Genomic DNA, 16,259 nt, shown 5'->3' with positions numbered 1-16,259 from the left:
GTTGAAAAGAACATATTCACTGTAGCGCTAAGTGAAAGGAACAATCTGTTACTAAAATGATTAGGAGGAAAAATTATGTCGTCTACAAATAATAAACGAAGTACTTTCGCCTTGTTAGCCCTTGCAGTGAGTGCATTTGCCATAGGCACTACAGAGTTTATTAGTGTCGGACTATTGCCTTTAATTGCCGAGGATTTAAATATATCCGTTACTACAGCGGGTTTAACGGTTTCTTTATACGCGTTAGGCGTAACATTTGGAGCACCTATTTTAACTTCAGTTACTTCTAGAGTGCCACGTAAAACTTTATTAATTTGGATTATGATTATATTTATTTTAGGGAATAGCATCGCTGCAGTTGCTACTAACATCGGGGTATTACTAGGAGCTCGAGTGATTTCTGCCTTTTCCCATGGAGTTTTCATGTCCATCGGATCAACGATTGCAGCTGATTTAGTACCAGAGAATAAAAGAGCTAGTGCCATTTCCATTATGTTTACCGGACTGACAGTCGCAACGGTTACTGGAGTTCCTTTTGGGACATTTATCGGCCAACAAATGGGTTGGAGAGTGGCCTTTCTCGTAATTGTATTAATTGGGGTCATTGCCCTTATCGCGAATAGTATTCTTGTACCATCAGATTTACGAAAAGGGAAGCTTACTAAAATTAAAGATCAATTAAAACTCATTACAAATGGTCGTTTATTATTAATATTTATCATTACCGCTTTAGGATACGGAGGAACCTTCGTAGTTTTCACTTATTTAGCACCATTACTACAAAATATCACTGGGTTAAAAGAAGATACAGTTGCTATCATTTTACTTATTTACGGTATAGCCATTGCCATTGGGAATATGGTAGGTGGAAAACTTTCCAACCAAAATCCCATTAAAGCATTATTTTATATGTTTATAATTCAAGCCGTTATTCTATTCATTTTGTACTTTACAATCCCTTATAAAGTCGTTGGATTAATCACGATATTCTTTATGGGACTGATGGCGTTTATGAATGTACCGGGTCTACAAGTTTATGTCGTTATGTTGGCAGAACGCTATGTTCCTTCTGCAGTAGACGTAGCGTCGGCTATTAATATTGCCGCATTTAATGCCGGAATTGCACTTGGCTCCTTCTTAGGTGGTCTTGTGACAAACTCTATTGGAATCATTCATACAACTTGGATAGGAGCTCTTATGGTTTTAGCAGCCGTCCTTTTAACAGGGTATAGTCGTTCACTTGAAAAAAAAGACGCCTGACTGTAATTAAACTAGCACTTTAAAGTAAAATAAGGGAGTGATATGTAATTCAATTTTATTACATGTTTCTCTTAATATAAAAAATGGAGGTATATATCATGGTGAAAAATTTACAAGATACAACAACATTGAATAACGGGGTTAAAATGCCTTGGTTTGGACTTGGTGTTTTCAAAGTAGAAGAAGGACCTGAATTAGTAAACGCCGTTAAATATGCTATTAAACACGGTTATCGTAGTATTGACACAGCAGCTATTTATGAAAATGAAGCAGGTGTTGGACAAGCAATTCGTGAAGCAATTGAAGAAGAAGGTATTTCTAGAGAAGATTTATTTATTACTTCGAAAGTTTGGAATTCTGAATTAGGCTACGAATCGACACTTGCAGCTTATGAAGCAAGTTTAAATAAGTTAGGTCTTGATTATTTAGATTTATACCTAATTCATTGGCCAGTAGAAGGTAAATACAAAGATGCTTGGAGAGCATTGGAAACTCTTTATAAAGAAGGAAAAGTTAGAGCAATTGGGGTAAGTAACTTCCAAGTGCATCACCTTGAAGACTTACTAAAAGATGCAGAAATTAAACCAATGATCAACCAAGTTGAATATCACCCACGTTTAACACAACTGGAAGTAAAAACGTTCTGCCAAGATAATGGCATTCAATTAGAAGCTTGGTCACCATTAATGCAAGGTCAACTATTAGATCAACCAGTTTTAAAAGATATAGCAAATAAATATAATAAAACTGTGCCACAAGTCATCTTAAGATGGGACTTACAAAATGGAGTTGTGACAATTCCAAAATCAACAAAAGAGCACCGAATTGTGGAAAATGCTAACATTTTTGACTTTGAACTATCAAATGAGGATATGGAGCTTATTAATAGCTTAAATCAAAATTTACGAGTAGGTCCAGATCCTGATAATTTTGATTTTTAATTAAAAATTCATCAAAAAGATGCGTTTGGATAATAATCCGAACGCATTTTTTTGATGATCATTTCCATCTTCTATTTACTACTATGTAAAGTCTCCTAGGATTGAACCAACCTATTTTTATTTTTCCTTTCCACCTTTTTCTCTGTATACGGTCATTATTTTGGAGAAAAATAAACCATTATTAATGGTATATCTCATATTCAAATTTTTTAGGGGAAAACTAGATGAAAATTCGGTTTGGTTATGTTGCAAATGCTTTGGGCTTATGGGATGCAAGTCCATCAAAAACAATAACTTTTACGCATTATTCAAAACTACCTAAAGGTGAACGGATAAACAAGTTAAAATCTATCACCGCCCAAAATTTATATCATACGAAAAGAATTTTGTATTATAATATCGCGCATGAAATTCAATTATATCGGTTATCAAGTTCCATTGTCCCTTTAGCAACTCATCCTGAAGTAATGTGGGATTTCTATACTCCATTCAAAGATAAATGGGACGAACTTGGAGAACTAATACAAAAATTTAATTTGAGAGTAAGTTTTCATCCAAATCAATATACTCTTTTCACAAGCCCAAGAGAAGAAGTCACAATGAATGCTGTTAAAGATATGGAGTATCATTTTAAAATGCTTCAAGCATTGAATGCCCTCCATAATGGATTAATTAATATTCATATAGGCGGAGCATATGGAGATAAAAATCAATCTTTAAAAAGATTCCACCATAATCTAAAACAATTACCAAAGGAAATTCGCAATCATATGACGCTAGAAAATGATGACAAAACGTATAACGTTCGGGAAACCCTCTCTACTTGTGAAAAGGAAAATATCCCAATGGTACTCGATTATCATCACTATATGGCAAATAAAGGGGATGTTGATCTCCCTCATTATTTACTTCGAATATTTAACACATGGAATTCTTTTAACAATGTTCCGAAAGTGCACATTTCTTCACCAAAATCTAATCAAACCTATCGTTCACATGCAGATTTTGTTTCGATTGACTTTGTTCTCCCTTTCTTGAAGATCGCAAAAGAACTCAATCAGGACTTTGACATAATGGTTGAAGCAAAACAAAAAAACCTTGCTATGCATAAACTTGTAGATGAAGTAAGTGCCATTCGGGGGGTAAAACGTATCTCGAGCTCTTCTATTGAATGGTAACTTTAAAATGTTACTGTAATTGGATTCTATCCTTAAAAACCACTTCTTTTATGTGTCATATGCCCTCTCTAGTCCAAAATAAGGAACTCATAATTTATAAAACAAAAGGGAGAATATAAATAAATATGACTAATGAATGAAGGTGATGGAATGGATAACCAATATTATCAGGCCGGAGATATTGTATATGTTTTTTACCGCAATCCCCATACTCAAGATGTAGCAAATGTTCAAGCGGCAGCAGTTGTAAATAATCCTCAGAAAGAGGATGAGTTAGCTTTATTTTTATATGAAACCTATTATCCACTCTCAAATGAAATGGCTGTCTATTCTACAGAAGAAGAAGCAAATCAAGCATATAACTATTATTATGGGAATGATTCTGAAAGGTTATTGCAATGAATAAACCATTTACACCGAAACTTGTCTATTTTGAACCTGATGCATTAGATTATCCTTTAGGTAAAGAACTATATGACAAATTCAAAAAAATGGATATCGAAATTCGCCAAACTACTTCCCACAATCAAGTGCGAAACCTCCCTGGCGATAATGATTTTAAAAAGTATCGTGTTGCAAAATCAACCCTTGTAGTAGGAATTAGAAAAACGCTTAAATTTGATACTTCTAAACCTTCAGCGGAATATGCAATTCCTTTTGCTACTGGGTGTATGGGTCATTGTCATTATTGCTACTTACAAACTACTATGGGCAATAAACCATATATCCGTACATATGTTAATGTTGAGGAAATCCTTGAAGCCGCTGATAAATATATGGAAGAGCGTGCACCAGAAATAACAAGATTCGAAGCCTCTTGTACATCTGATATTGTAGGAATTGATCATTTAACCCATACACTTAAAAGGGCAATCGAACATTTTGGAAAGTCGGAATATGGTAAATTAAGATTTGTTACGAAATTTCATCATGTGGATCATTTACTTGATGCTAAACATAACGGAAAAACGAGATTTCGCTTTAGTGTGAATGCGGACTATGTTATTAAAAACTTCGAACCCGGGACATCCCCTTTAGAGAAAAGAATTGAAGCGGCAGGAAAAGTTGCAAGAGCTGGCTATCCACTTGGATTTATAGTTGCACCTATCTATCTTCATGAAGGGTGGGAAGATGGCTACTATAAAATGTTTGAACGTTTAGATGCGGAATTGCCTAAAGATGCTAGAGAAGATCTTACTTTCGAGTTTATCCAGCATCGCTTTACAAAGCCTGCAAAGAGAGTAATTGAAAAAAACTACCCTATGACAAAACTAGAATTAGATGAAGAAAAAAGAAGATACAAATGGGGAAAATACGGAATAGGGAAATATATTTACCAAAAAGATGAGGAAGAAGATATAAAAAAACATCTTTATAATTACATGGAGAAGTTTTTCCCGAAGGCGAAATTAGAATATTTTACTTAAACGTAAAGAGTAAGTTTACCCTCACCCTTCCTATTCTAATTTAGAAATATAACTGTTCAACGCAAAAAAATGCCCCACCTAATTGGTGGGGCATTTTTAATGCTATTCGAGGAATTCCTGCATATCTTTATCTAAATAAACCCAACCTTTCCAACCAATATGAATCGTGTCACGCATAAAATACGGATCATATTCATGGTCGGAATAATCAGCGTAAGTAAAGCCACTATCACTAATCTGCTGTTTTATACGATCGTAGTAATCTTGTCTTCCTTTTTGAGGGAATCCTGTGTAATCATAATACGATCCATTTACAGGGATAATCACAAAGAGCGGTTTAGCCTCAGCTTCCTTAAGAATATCAAGCATTAACTGGAAATCATCGTACTCAAGGGATTCTGCATAGGAATGATCTTTGTTCTTTCCTTCCATGCTCTTAATGTAATGTTTCTTATGATTATACACTTTGTCATCAATATAAAATTGGGAATGCTGTGTCCGTTTCTCGCCGTAAGCATCGGCTTGTGCCTTCAGTTCTTCCCATGTTTTGTCCTTCACTTCATCTGACTGATGGCGATTAGTTGGTTTATCTTTCAGAAGAGTAAAATACAAATCCTTTTTCTCAAGCATGGATATATAAGCCTTTGCAGGAACAGATAAAGTATTAAACATAGCCTTTTTATCATTCAAGTAAGCATCGTAAAGCTTATAAAGTATCGGGTCGTTTTTGACCGCATTATACGTCATTAGACGCTCCATCAATTGGCGTTTCACCTGCTCGTCTACAACCTTATTGAAAGGAAGCTGGTACGCTTGCAAGGAAGAATAGTTTGGTGCAAAATGCTGTTCGTCTGTACCATGCTTTACAAACCATTGCGGCGATACGATGATGACCATTTGCTTGTTCTTCAATTGATCGGCATGCGTTGCAAAGTTTAAATCATGAATAATTGAAGTCATTCCGCCTTTCCCTACTAAATAAGGTGTAAAGGCAGCATCATTCGTTTCAAAATAATTCGATGGATGGAATGGATCCCAACGCGACAATTCAGAAGAACCATAAATTGGAACATACGTTGAGCTTTTAAGCATTTCACTTTGCAAATATGTTCCTTGGAACATATTTGGTTCCAAGCTGATAGCCGATTCCTCTAAACGATCTGCTGGAATTATCTTAACCAGCCATGATACGGGTACAAATACGACCCCGGCAAACAGGACCAATGCAAGAATGATTGGTCCAAATAAATACTTCTTCTTCATTATTTCAGCTCATTCAGACGATCAACGATAGCATTTGGTGTATTCCAAGTATCCCGATCGAACTCCGTAATTGGTACATTGATATCAAGCTGCTCCTGGAATTGAACAAGTAATTCTACTGTCGCAAATGAATCAATCAACCCTTCTTCGAATATATCTAAATCATGATTTTCTTTCACAACATCATCTTCACAAACTTCCGCAATCACTTGTAGTACTCTCTCTTTAAAATTCATATGTATAATCTCCTTTTATTGAAATGGTTTGCCAGAAAACAGATAAAAACCGAAACAAACGACATGAAAAGTAATAACGATAGATACAATTGTCATGGCTCTTCCTGTTGGCCAGCGTTTATGTTTCTTATTCCAGGTCTCAAAGAAATTAAAACCAGTCATCATTAGAGCATGGTAAGCTCCATAAATGATGTATTGAATCGCTAATCCATGCCATACACCCATGAGTAGGAACAGCAGGATATAACCTAGATTCGAAACGAGCATTTTGTTCTTAATCCACTTTTTCTTCTTCATAAGAAAGACGAAGCGCATAAATACATAATCACGGAACCAGAACGATAGTGACATATGCCATCTATTCCAGAAATCCTTGATGTTACGACTTAAGAATGGCTTATTAAAGTTCTCCGGTGACCGGATTCCCATAATATAACTGACCCCGACTGCAAAAGCCGTATAACCTGCAAAGTCGAAGAATAGGTACAAGCTATAGCTGTACATATACAATAAATGATAACTAAACTTGCCATCCGCTATATAATCTAGGTTCATAATGAAGTACGAATTGATACTATAACCGATGATAAATTTATACAAAAAACCTATGAAAATTTTATTGATTCCTTTATAAAGTAGTTCTTTGTATTCCTCAGGTGCCCAGCGCTTTTCTTCATCCTTCTGGAATCGACGGAAGCGGTCAATCGGACCTGATGAAATTGTTGGGTAAAACAACATAAAATTGACAAGCTGAAAGATCGAGAGCTGCTCCTTTATCAATCCATCTCTTGTTTCGATAATGATTTGGACAGCTCGGAATGTCAGATAGGAAATACCTAAAAAGCTTGCCCAGTTATCTACTGCCAAAATCGGCAAGACTTTGGATAAAATTAAAGGCAGAATTGACAGTAAACTTATTACATAAAATACAAGGCTGCTATTTTTAGTCTGTCGATAAGTAATATAGCCTTTAATTAGTACTAGCTGAAGGATGGTGAAGGCTATTAACGAGAAAAAGCCTGAACCCCCTTCTGAAAATATAATCGCCAATACAACAATGGAGACAAAAACGTTGTAATACCGGAAACGTTTTCCCATTGTGCCTAGAATCATCGTCGGCAATAGTAAGATTCCTAGAATGATAAAGAAAAGAAAAGAGCTATACGGCGTCATACGAATACCTCTTCCTTCATTTTCTTACGATCTGCTTTCCCATTGTTCGTCATTGGAAGAGCAGTATAATACGTGAACTTACGAGGGATCATATAGGCTGGCAAGCGCAAAGCAAGATCTTTTCGAATAGCCGCTGTCAGCATATACTCCTTCTCAAAGTTATGATCCGCCGGGACAACTGCCGCAATCAAGTATTCAATTTCTTCATTTGGCGCATATGGGATAATAATGGCAGCCTTAATATATTCAGACTGATTAAGGTGGAACTCAATCTCTTCCAGCTCCATCCGGTAACCATGCAACTTGATTTGATAATCCAGTCTGCCCTGGCAGTACACCAGCCCGTCCTGAATAAAGCCGACATCTCCAGTACGATAGGCGTTCATTCCGTCCATAATGCCGAATGATTTTTCTGTCAGTAACGGCTCACCTAAATAACCTTTTGACACACTTGGACCGGCAAGGATAAGCTCTCCCTTTTCACCTTCTGGGAGTGGATTACCTAATTCGTCCACAACAAAAATACGCATATCCGGTTTTGGATAACCTACTGGCAGTGCTTTCTCTTTAGCTAGCCATTCTTCCGTAATTTCAATAGATGTCACAGCAACAGTTGCTTCTGTAGGCCCATAAGTATTAAAAATCCTTGCTCTTGGGAAGCGTTCTTTCAGCTCTTTTGCTACAGCTAGTGGTAACACTTCACCACAGAAAAGGAATACCTCAAGCTCCGGAAGCATCTTTTGATTAAAGTCTGGATTTGGAAAACACATTTGCACAAAGGATGGCGTTGATGTCCATATTTGCAAAGCAGAGCGACTTAAGTTTTCAAATAAAAGCTTCGGCTTATTGATGACTTCTTTCTCCAAAGCATGGATTGAACCCCCGCTCTGCAGCGCTGGATAAAAATCCATTACAGACAAGTCGAATGAAAATGGTGCCTGATTCAAGAATACCTTCCCTTGATCTAACGGAAAATCACCTGTCATCCAATCGGTAAAAGATTGCAGATTTGCTGCTGTTATTTGAACGCCCTTTGGATTTCCAGTACTGCCGGACGTATAAATGATATAAAACACTTCATCGGGCTTGACCCAGTATTCACTACGAATAAGTTCTTCCTGTTCGAGATCAAGTCCTAATGTTTGTAAAACCGTAACATTATCAAAATCTAGCATACTATCTGTTGTATTAATAACTAAACCTGCACCTGATTTTTCCACAATTAGGCGCACCCGTTCCATTGGAATGGATGTATCTACGGGTATATAAGGATGGCCAGCCTGTACACAGGCGAGGAACGATACAGGCATATCAATACCCATATGACCATATACAACAACTGGCTTTTGCCGCTCGAGCTGCATAGTATGTATTAAGTTTGCTAGCTTGCTGGATTTGTCCCAAAGCATTCTGTAATTCAGCACATGGTCCTCTGTACGAAATGCTGTCTGTTCAGGATTTCTGGCCGCATGCTGTGCAATACGAGTTAAAAGTTTCATTTTATTATCTTCTCCATTTAGAAATCATTGTAAATATAGTTGCCTGTATTTGCTGTATGGAAGCCGTACATCAAGAACAAGGTAACAAGGATTGCTAGATAAAAAAAAGTATGCAAAGCAAAACGGACACCTGTGTTCGTATATATCTGTTTGAGCTTATTCATCTTCTCTCTTCCTTTTATTCAAATTTATAGCCGGTTCCAATCACAGTCCGGATATGATGCGATTCACAGCCTAATTTAGCTCTCAGCTTTTTAATGTGTGTATCAACAACTCGAATATCACCATCGAAGTCCAAACCCCATACGTGATTTAAAATGGTTTCACGAGAAAGGACATTATTTTTATGCTGAATTAGGAATACCAATAATTCATATTCTTTTGGCGTCAATTCCACTTGTTGACCTTCAAGCTGAAGCTGATGGGACTTCGTATTAATGATTGCTTCACCGAAGCTAATCATATGACCAGTCGGCAAGTAATGTTCTGTTGCTCGTTTCATTAAAGAATTAGCCCGTGCAACTAATACTTTTGGACTGAATGGCTTAGTAACATAATCATCGGCCCCAAGTTCAAACCCATGAATTTTGTCATCGTCACTGGATTTTGCTGTCAGCAGAATAATAGGTACACCTGATCCCATTCGAATCTGCCTAGTGACAGCAAATCCATCCATATGTGGCATCATGATATCGAGGATGACTAAATCCGGATAAACAGCGTCAAACCAGTCAATGGCACTGCTGCCATTATCCGTTTCATAGACATCCCAACCGTCTTTTTTGAAATAATCGGCTACAACTTCTCGGATTCTCACTTCATCCTCGACAAGCAACACTTTCTTCCCCATCGTGAATCTTCCTTCCAATTTCTATATATTAACAAGGTTATATGTCTTTCATGTGTCCTCTTAGGCATTTAATCCTATTAATTGAAATGAACATAGAAACGCACGCCATCCGGCATATTTTCCGCTCCGTAATGGAATCCATGCAGATCAAGAATTTGCTGGACAATTGCCAACCCTAATCCCGTACCGCCCGTCATACGACTTCGAGAAGATTCAGTACGATAGAAACGTTTCCAGATCTTATCCAACTGCTCTTCTGGTATATGCATCCCTTTGTTTTCGATTATAAACACACTGTCGCCATTTTCCTGATTCAATTCGATTCGAATCGTAATGACAGAATCGGGCTCACTGTGTCGGACTGCATTCATTAAGAAATTTTTCATTACTCGTTCCATCCACTCATAATCGGCCAAAATTGGTTGTTCATTCTTCGGCATGATTTCAATGGTAACGTTTTTCTCTTTTGCTATACAGAATAATTTATCTGCCAAATTCTCAATCATTTCACTGAGCAGGAAAGATATTTTTCTAAGTTTAATGGCACCGTTCTCCAACTTAGCCAAATCCAACATATCTTTAATTAACACTTCCATTTTGTCCGCTTCCTCAATGATCACTTCTACATAGTGGTCTTGCTTATCGGGACTGACACCATCCTGCAGCCCCTCGGCGAAGCTTTTCACAATGCTGAGCGGTGTCTTCAGTTCATGCGATGCATACTCGAAAAACTCTCGCTGCTCCTTTTCCATTTGCTCACGTTGTTCCATATCCTGCTTCAGCTTTCCATTGGCTTTTTTCAAGTCATTTAATGCAATATTCAAGTTTTGTGCCATAATAAGCATATTATTGGAAAGGCTCCCAAGCTCATCCTTCTGTTTAATCGGCTTCGCTGACGAGAAGTCTAAATGCACCATTTTTTTTGCCATTTCATTCAGCTTAATCAGTGGTCTGCTTACAAGACGGGAGAAGAAAATCGACAGCAAAAGGATAAGGAAGAAGCCTGCTATTCCGATATATAGATAAAATATCCGTAGCGCTTCATTAGTATCTTTAATTTCCTGAAGAGATGTAACAGAGAACATATATTGTATTTCTCCGTCTTTCTTTAATGGCTCAATTAGTACTAAATTATGTTTTCCACTCCATGGCTCCACCCAGTCAATTTGCATACTTTCCCCTTTGGAAAGCCGCTTTAACTGCGCCTCCTCGAGGGGGAACCATTCTAGTAACGCATCATAAAGAAGTCCTAGTCCCCTATTCATGACCCCATTTTTCGGTAGTGAAGTGCTTTTTACTTTTCCTTCAATTGTCACTTCATTTTCGGCCAATTCTTCACCAACACTAGACGCATTTTTTGTAATAATAGATGGATATATGACGGAAGGAACCATCGCATCTGCTTCTCCTTGCACAATCAATGTATCTCCCTTTGTAATATTCAATGCGCGCAACTGTTTTCCATAATTGATAACGAGTAAGGAAAGCGACACTTCTAGCACTTTGCCATCATCAGTTTCTAGCATAATGTTAAAAGGATCCTGGACCAATTGATACCCATCCGCGTCCACAATCGTCAACGGGCTTTTAGTCTCCCTCATGTAAGAAAGCGTCTGTTTTGTCAGTTCCTCTTCACTCCAGGAATTACTCTCATACCCTTCTGCTAATTGATGGATATGCTTTGCAACTTCTTTCGTTTTATAATGCTGATAAAAACGATCAAAGAATAATAGTTGAAATATCATAATCATGGCGTAAAACACCAAAAAGAATAAAGCTGTTACAGCGAATAATTTAACGGTGATACCGCGTTTTCTCATGTTATACCCCTTTATTTCATACAACTGTTTATTAATAACTTAAGCTATCGATATGTTTTTTGTGTGTCCAAATACAACCCTCCATATAGTAAACATTTTTTTAACGTTTTGAAACCTTTTTTGTATCTTGGTTAAGATTTCCTCTGACTAACAATGCTTTGCGTCCCCTCAATGATGCGTGTGCCCGAAAACAAAAAAGAGACCGCCTAATAAACGGTCTCCTTCAATATAAATATGGCTTTAATATCTTATAATCCTGTTACTATCCCTTAATAAGGAATTCATTCCCGTCTTCATCAGTGAAAAGTGCATAGCTCCCCCACTGCATTTCATTTAACTCTTCCTTAAAGTTAACACCATTTGCTAACATTTTTTCGTACGTATCCTTCACATTATCACAATCAAACACAATGGATGCTTGTTTACTTTCATATCCTTTCATCATGGCCTTTGGATAAAGAACGAGGCGACTTTTAGTGTTTGGTGGAGCCACTTCAAGCCACGATGCTTTAGGTCCCATTGGATGTTCAGCAACGACTTCAAACCCTACCTTTTTCGTCCAAAATTCCTTAGCTCTCTCTTGGTCATCTACATATACTGCAACAGTTGCGATATTTGTTATCATTACTTTTCCTCCTTAAAATTACTAGCTCTATCCTACTAAAAAAGGGATTATTCATCTTGTAAAAAATCGACATGTTTAGCTTTTTGAGGACTATTGTTCACTTTTTCGAGCATCCAGTTTCTATATTCCTTTGGCGTGAGACCCATACATTCCTTAAAATCCTTTGAGAAATGGGCATAATCGTAGTATCCGAACTCTTCCATTAGATCGTATAAGTCGGTTTGTGGATGAAAAAATAATTTTAATCGGACTTGATTAAATCGAGCTACTTTACTCAGCTTTTTTGGGGAAAGTCCTGTCAATTCAATAACTTTACGTTCAAATTGTCTTTGAGAATAATTACTCATTAAAATGGCGTCTTGTAATTGTACTTGAACAGGTCGATTAAATAAGTCGGCTAATATTTGGATGAAATCGTTATTTGTAAAATAATTTGGGTGAAAGGCATCCAAAATGAAACGATTAACTAACTTAATTCCTTCTTCCAGAGATGCTTCTTTTAAATTGCTTTCCATTAATTTAATATCTTCCTCTTTAAATAGATATTTTAGAGGAACAAATGTATCTTTCATCTTCTTTAAATCAACAGCTTGGTCGAGGAAATAGTTTAATGCCCACGGCTTTATACGAACACCAAATAGACGGATTTCACCATCTGACTTTAATCGATGGTAACGAGTCAAAGAACCAATTAAAAATGAAGTCTCCATTTGTTCATTATTTACTCGATAATTTGATCCAAAATGAAAAATTAGTTCATAACATCCATCCGGCCAAAGGACTTCATCGTGGTTCCATTCGTTATAGCGATGATTTAAATACCAAATGCATTTAACATATGGAGCTAACTTTTCCGGAGGTTTTCTCTCTATATATGGCATTAACATTTCTCCTTAAAATCTATAAAAAGTTACCCTTCTTACCTTTCTACATAAACCTTAATCATAGAAATTCCTTTCCTAAAAAACCTCATTTACTTATATGGTTCACCAAATGACCCTATCTTTAAAAGAGGAATTAGAGAAAAGGGGATTTTGTACAAGTCCTAATTGAATTCTTTCAGATCAAGCTAACTTATTTATTCTAAGCCGCGATTCTCTTTTCTTCAAACTTAAAAAAACAGCAACCATGTGCTGTTTTTTTAAGTTCTGTATGAAAAAATACTAGCATCCATTAAAACCATCTTTTTCAAATATCCATTTTTCTGCGAACTCTGGAAAATCAATAAATGGATTCCGGTTTCCTTGTAAATCATAAATAGCAAGGTTTCGGTGTTTTTCATATAAAGACACTGGAAATTTCTGATGCCACTCAAGTAAAACCTTCATATTGACCAAATTATTGTTAATCGTTCCAGGGTATCGAGCCAAAAAATAAAAAGTAGCCCTTGCAACAATTCCCTTTCCATATTCAGGTTCGAATTTCCCTTCATCTGCCTTCCCGCAACCTTCCTCAATACCTAAGATATGGCCTTCCGGAACATAGTCAAGAAAATCATAATAGGGACTGTTCCCACGGCGGCTGTTGCATGTGGGGTCACAGGCAAATAAATGGTGCAAATCCCCTCTCATTGGTTGACTCTTATCAAACCAAGATTGGGGTACTACATGCTCACAATTTAACGTCACCTCATCGGATAAATGAGTGATAGTCCCACCTGTAGCTTCTAAAATACGTATATCCGCTTCTATAACAGTGAGCGGATCCATCTCTTTCCCTGAATATACGCTTTTAAGTTTCCCATTCTTCTGAAGATCTACCCATGGATAGACATAACGGTGAGGAGCGTAACCTAACTTATTTTGATGTGTTTTTTCTAGTAACTCATGAATATTCTTTCTATCAAGAGAAGTATTTTTATAATACGTTTGTTTAATTTCTTTGTCCCTATCTTCCTCATAGTAAGTCTGGTTATTGCTGTACTCTAAATAGACTGCCTTTGCTATGTTGAGTTCTTGTGCCAACATTTCTTTGTTGCTAATTTTCAAATCCTGCGTCAATTCGTTTTCGTTAAACCATTCTACTACTTGATATGGAATCAAATTCACTTTACGCTCCATTTTTCTCCCTCCTTAAATAGGATTAAATTGAAGCAAAATCATGATGCTATTAATAGTTTAACAATTCTGTATATTATTTCATAGTAACTTTTAGAGTGTTTTTTAATCTAGTAGAATATAGCGATTGGAATAGACTAACTGTTGGTTGTTGGATATTAACAACCATTCACACAACTAGAGTTCAATTTAAGAATTCAAAAAAACAGCACTTCTCCATCTTTAAATGAGAGAATGCTGTTATTTTTTTTCATAAAAACCAAAGGATATGGCTCTCTGTAATATAATGCTGAGTTGAGCGCTATACGCCTCTTTTATTTCCCCAGATGAGTGTATGGAGCTGCGGTAATATTTTAACGTTCTTTAATTCTTCATCCATCATCACTTGATCTATTAGCGTTTGATACTTTTCTAATAAATGGCTAACTAACTGCGTATTGTCCAAGGAAGTAATGTCATCATTTCCAACCTGAAGATAAAAAGGAATGGTCGGATATCTACGATGAACTTCTTTAGCATAAAGATAATCCTCTTGATTAAATACAACAACTTTAAGAGATATATGTTGATTGTTATTTCTATCTCTAAGTTTCTTTAAAATAGTAGAGAGTATAGAGAAATCTGTCGTCATTTTAGAACTAGGAGGCTTTGGTGAAATGGTTAGTTCATCGATATCATACAACCAGTCTTGCCATTTACTACCCTGTGTTTCCACGCCTATCTTTATATTATTCTCTTTTAAAAGGGCAACAAGTGCATCTAAATTACGAAGAAGCGCAGGATTACCTCCTGAAATCGTGACGAATGAAAACCCATTTCCTCCTAGGCGTTTCAACTCAGACCAAACTTCTTGCGCTGTCATTTGAACAATAAGATGTTTGCCCGTACCATCCCATGTAAATGCAGAGTCACACCAAGAACATGAATAATCACAGCCGGCAGTACGTACAAACATTGTCTTCTGGCCCACTACCATCCCTTCACCTTGAATCGTAGGACCAAAAATCTCTATAATAGGTAATTTACTCAAACTCCATCCACTCCCTTCTTGCCTCAGCATAGCTTGTAGGAGTTTCATAAAGCCTGATAAATTCTACACGCGCCCCATTATATCGTTGTTCATCACGCATGGCCTCATTCAACTTTTCATAAATCCAAACAACGATATTCTCTGCCGTCGTATTCATCGGTGGCAGTGTTTCGTTTATATAGTGATGATCTAAATAAATTTCTATTTTTTGTTTCCAGATGTCCTTAATGTCCCCAAAATCAATCATGAGGCCCCGTTCGTCAGTATAACCACTTAATCCTAAGACTGCACGATATGTATGACCATGTAAATTTTTACACTTTCCCTCATAATCATGTAAGTGATGTGCAGCATCGAAAGTAAACTCTTTGCATACAAGCACACGTTTCGAATGGTATTTTAATTGACTTCTTTGAATATCTTCATCCATTTTTTGTAGCTTATCAACAATTCTAAAATTAGGCATGTTTTCAAAATTCCCTCCCTGAAAATATTCCCGAAATTTTTCAAGAGAGGCGCTAACAATCTTTCTAATAAAACGTATGCATTAAACAAAAAAAGCCACGTCCTTTATGGACATGGCGAATTGTCATGTTTCCATAGTTTTTTATAGAGGGTATAAGCTATGAACCTCTCCCGTTCAAATCCGGGCATTCTTTTATGAATATAGTATATAAATTGGCTCTAAATTTCAAATAAAAATTCCTTATATTCTCTGAACATGACTTTATAAGTTTATTTAGCAATAGAACCTAGTTGTACGATCTATCATTCTTTTATTTGCTTATTCAGCTTCTTGCTCTTTTCTTCTATCAACAAAAAGTTTTTTCCCCTCTATAAATTAACAATTTAGCGCTTCATATCTTAAATTGAGCATTTGAATCAAATATTTAACACAAA

Annotated in this window: 17 protein-coding genes and 1 riboswitch; of the genes, 5 read left to right on the top strand and 12 right to left on the bottom strand. The window is 36.5% G+C overall.

The genetic code is table 11. The features are described 5' to 3' along the window. Positions 1-75: 75 nt before the first annotated feature. The 5 genes from H9636_RS08755 (at position 76) to splB (ending at position 4,806) form a co-directional block, all read left to right on the top strand. The gene (locus tag H9636_RS08755) at positions 76-1,260 is read left to right on the top strand and encodes an MFS transporter (protein WP_191707243.1); all 1,185 of its coding nucleotides are present in this window, start codon (positions 76-78) and stop codon (positions 1,258-1,260) included. Between the two features lie 98 nt (positions 1,261-1,358). Continuing rightward, complete coding sequence (locus tag H9636_RS08750; protein WP_191707242.1) at positions 1,359-2,201, top strand: aldo/keto reductase; 843 nt, start codon at positions 1,359-1,361, stop codon at positions 2,199-2,201. A 224-nt stretch (positions 2,202-2,425) separates the two neighbouring features. Beyond that, entirely contained in the window at positions 2,426-3,379 is a 954-nt protein-coding gene (gene uvsE, locus H9636_RS08745) for a UV DNA damage repair endonuclease UvsE (RefSeq protein WP_191707241.1), read from the top strand. A gap of 150 nt (positions 3,380-3,529) precedes the next feature. Then, the gene (locus H9636_RS08740; RefSeq protein ID WP_191707240.1) at positions 3,530-3,781 is read left to right on the top strand and encodes a transcriptional regulator SplA domain-containing protein; all 252 of its coding nucleotides are present in this window, start codon (positions 3,530-3,532) and stop codon (positions 3,779-3,781) included. Beyond that, complete coding sequence (splB, locus tag H9636_RS08735) at positions 3,778-4,806, top strand: spore photoproduct lyase (protein WP_191707239.1); 1,029 nt, start codon at positions 3,778-3,780, stop codon at positions 4,804-4,806. The genes H9636_RS08740 and splB overlap by 4 nt, the downstream gene beginning before the upstream one ends. 102 nt (positions 4,807-4,908) lie before the next feature. On the opposite strand, the gene dltD is transcribed toward splB, so the two are convergent. From dltD to queD, 12 genes are all read right to left on the bottom strand, one after another. Next, the gene (gene dltD / locus H9636_RS08730) at positions 4,909-6,069 is read right to left on the bottom strand and encodes a D-alanyl-lipoteichoic acid biosynthesis protein DltD (protein WP_191707238.1); all 1,161 of its coding nucleotides are present in this window, start codon (positions 6,067-6,069) and stop codon (positions 4,909-4,911) included. Continuing rightward, complete coding sequence (dltC, locus tag H9636_RS08725) at positions 6,069-6,305, bottom strand: D-alanine--poly(phosphoribitol) ligase subunit DltC (protein WP_191707237.1); 237 nt, start codon at positions 6,303-6,305, stop codon at positions 6,069-6,071. The genes dltD and dltC overlap by 1 nt, the downstream gene beginning before the upstream one ends. Before the next feature lie 15 nt (positions 6,306-6,320). Then, entirely contained in the window at positions 6,321-7,478 is a 1,158-nt protein-coding gene (dltB, locus tag H9636_RS08720; protein ID WP_191707236.1) for a D-alanyl-lipoteichoic acid biosynthesis protein DltB, read from the bottom strand. Further along, a complete protein-coding gene (dltA, locus tag H9636_RS08715) occupies positions 7,475-8,977 on the bottom strand; it encodes a D-alanine--poly(phosphoribitol) ligase subunit DltA (protein WP_191707235.1) in 1,503 nt (500 codons plus the stop codon). The genes dltB and dltA overlap by 4 nt, the downstream gene beginning before the upstream one ends. A 17-nt stretch (positions 8,978-8,994) precedes the next feature. After that, a complete protein-coding gene (locus tag H9636_RS08710) occupies positions 8,995-9,141 on the bottom strand; it encodes a teichoic acid D-Ala incorporation-associated protein DltX (protein ID WP_191707234.1) in 147 nt (48 codons plus the stop codon). 14 nt (positions 9,142-9,155) lie between these two features. Next, on the bottom strand, positions 9,156-9,827 hold the full coding sequence (locus H9636_RS08705) for a response regulator transcription factor (protein ID WP_191707233.1): 672 nt from the start codon (positions 9,825-9,827) through the stop codon (positions 9,156-9,158). Between the two features lie 77 nt (positions 9,828-9,904). After that, positions 9,905-11,647, bottom strand: coding sequence for a sensor histidine kinase (locus H9636_RS08700; RefSeq protein WP_191707232.1), 1,743 nt, complete (start codon positions 11,645-11,647; stop codon positions 9,905-9,907). A 262-nt stretch (positions 11,648-11,909) separates the two neighbouring features. Further along, on the bottom strand, positions 11,910-12,272 hold the full coding sequence (locus H9636_RS08695) for a VOC family protein (RefSeq protein WP_191707231.1): 363 nt from the start codon (positions 12,270-12,272) through the stop codon (positions 11,910-11,912). 47 nt (positions 12,273-12,319) lie between these two features. Then, on the bottom strand, positions 12,320-13,153 hold the full coding sequence (locus H9636_RS08690) for an AraC family transcriptional regulator (protein ID WP_191707230.1): 834 nt from the start codon (positions 13,151-13,153) through the stop codon (positions 12,320-12,322). Between the two features lie 282 nt (positions 13,154-13,435). Continuing rightward, positions 13,436-14,239, bottom strand: coding sequence for an endonuclease I family protein (locus H9636_RS08685; RefSeq protein ID WP_191707274.1), 804 nt, complete (start codon positions 14,237-14,239; stop codon positions 13,436-13,438). Between the two features lie 391 nt (positions 14,240-14,630). Next, complete coding sequence (gene queE / locus H9636_RS08680; RefSeq protein ID WP_191707229.1) at positions 14,631-15,359, bottom strand: 7-carboxy-7-deazaguanine synthase QueE; 729 nt, start codon at positions 15,357-15,359, stop codon at positions 14,631-14,633. Then, positions 15,352-15,825, bottom strand: coding sequence for a 6-carboxytetrahydropterin synthase QueD (gene queD, locus H9636_RS08675; RefSeq protein ID WP_191707228.1), 474 nt, complete (start codon positions 15,823-15,825; stop codon positions 15,352-15,354). The genes queE and queD overlap by 8 nt, the downstream gene beginning before the upstream one ends. 127 nt (positions 15,826-15,952) lie before the next feature. Then, a riboswitch (PreQ1 riboswitch) is annotated at positions 15,953-15,999 on the bottom strand. Positions 16,000-16,259: the final 260 nt, after the last annotated feature.

It is taken from the genome of Ureibacillus galli (assembly GCF_014836845.1).
Classification (GTDB): Bacteria; Bacillota; Bacilli; order Bacillales_A; family Planococcaceae; genus Ureibacillus; species Ureibacillus galli.
Note: the sequence above shows the minus strand (reverse complement) of the source record. Positions and strands in the feature narration are given on the sequence as shown.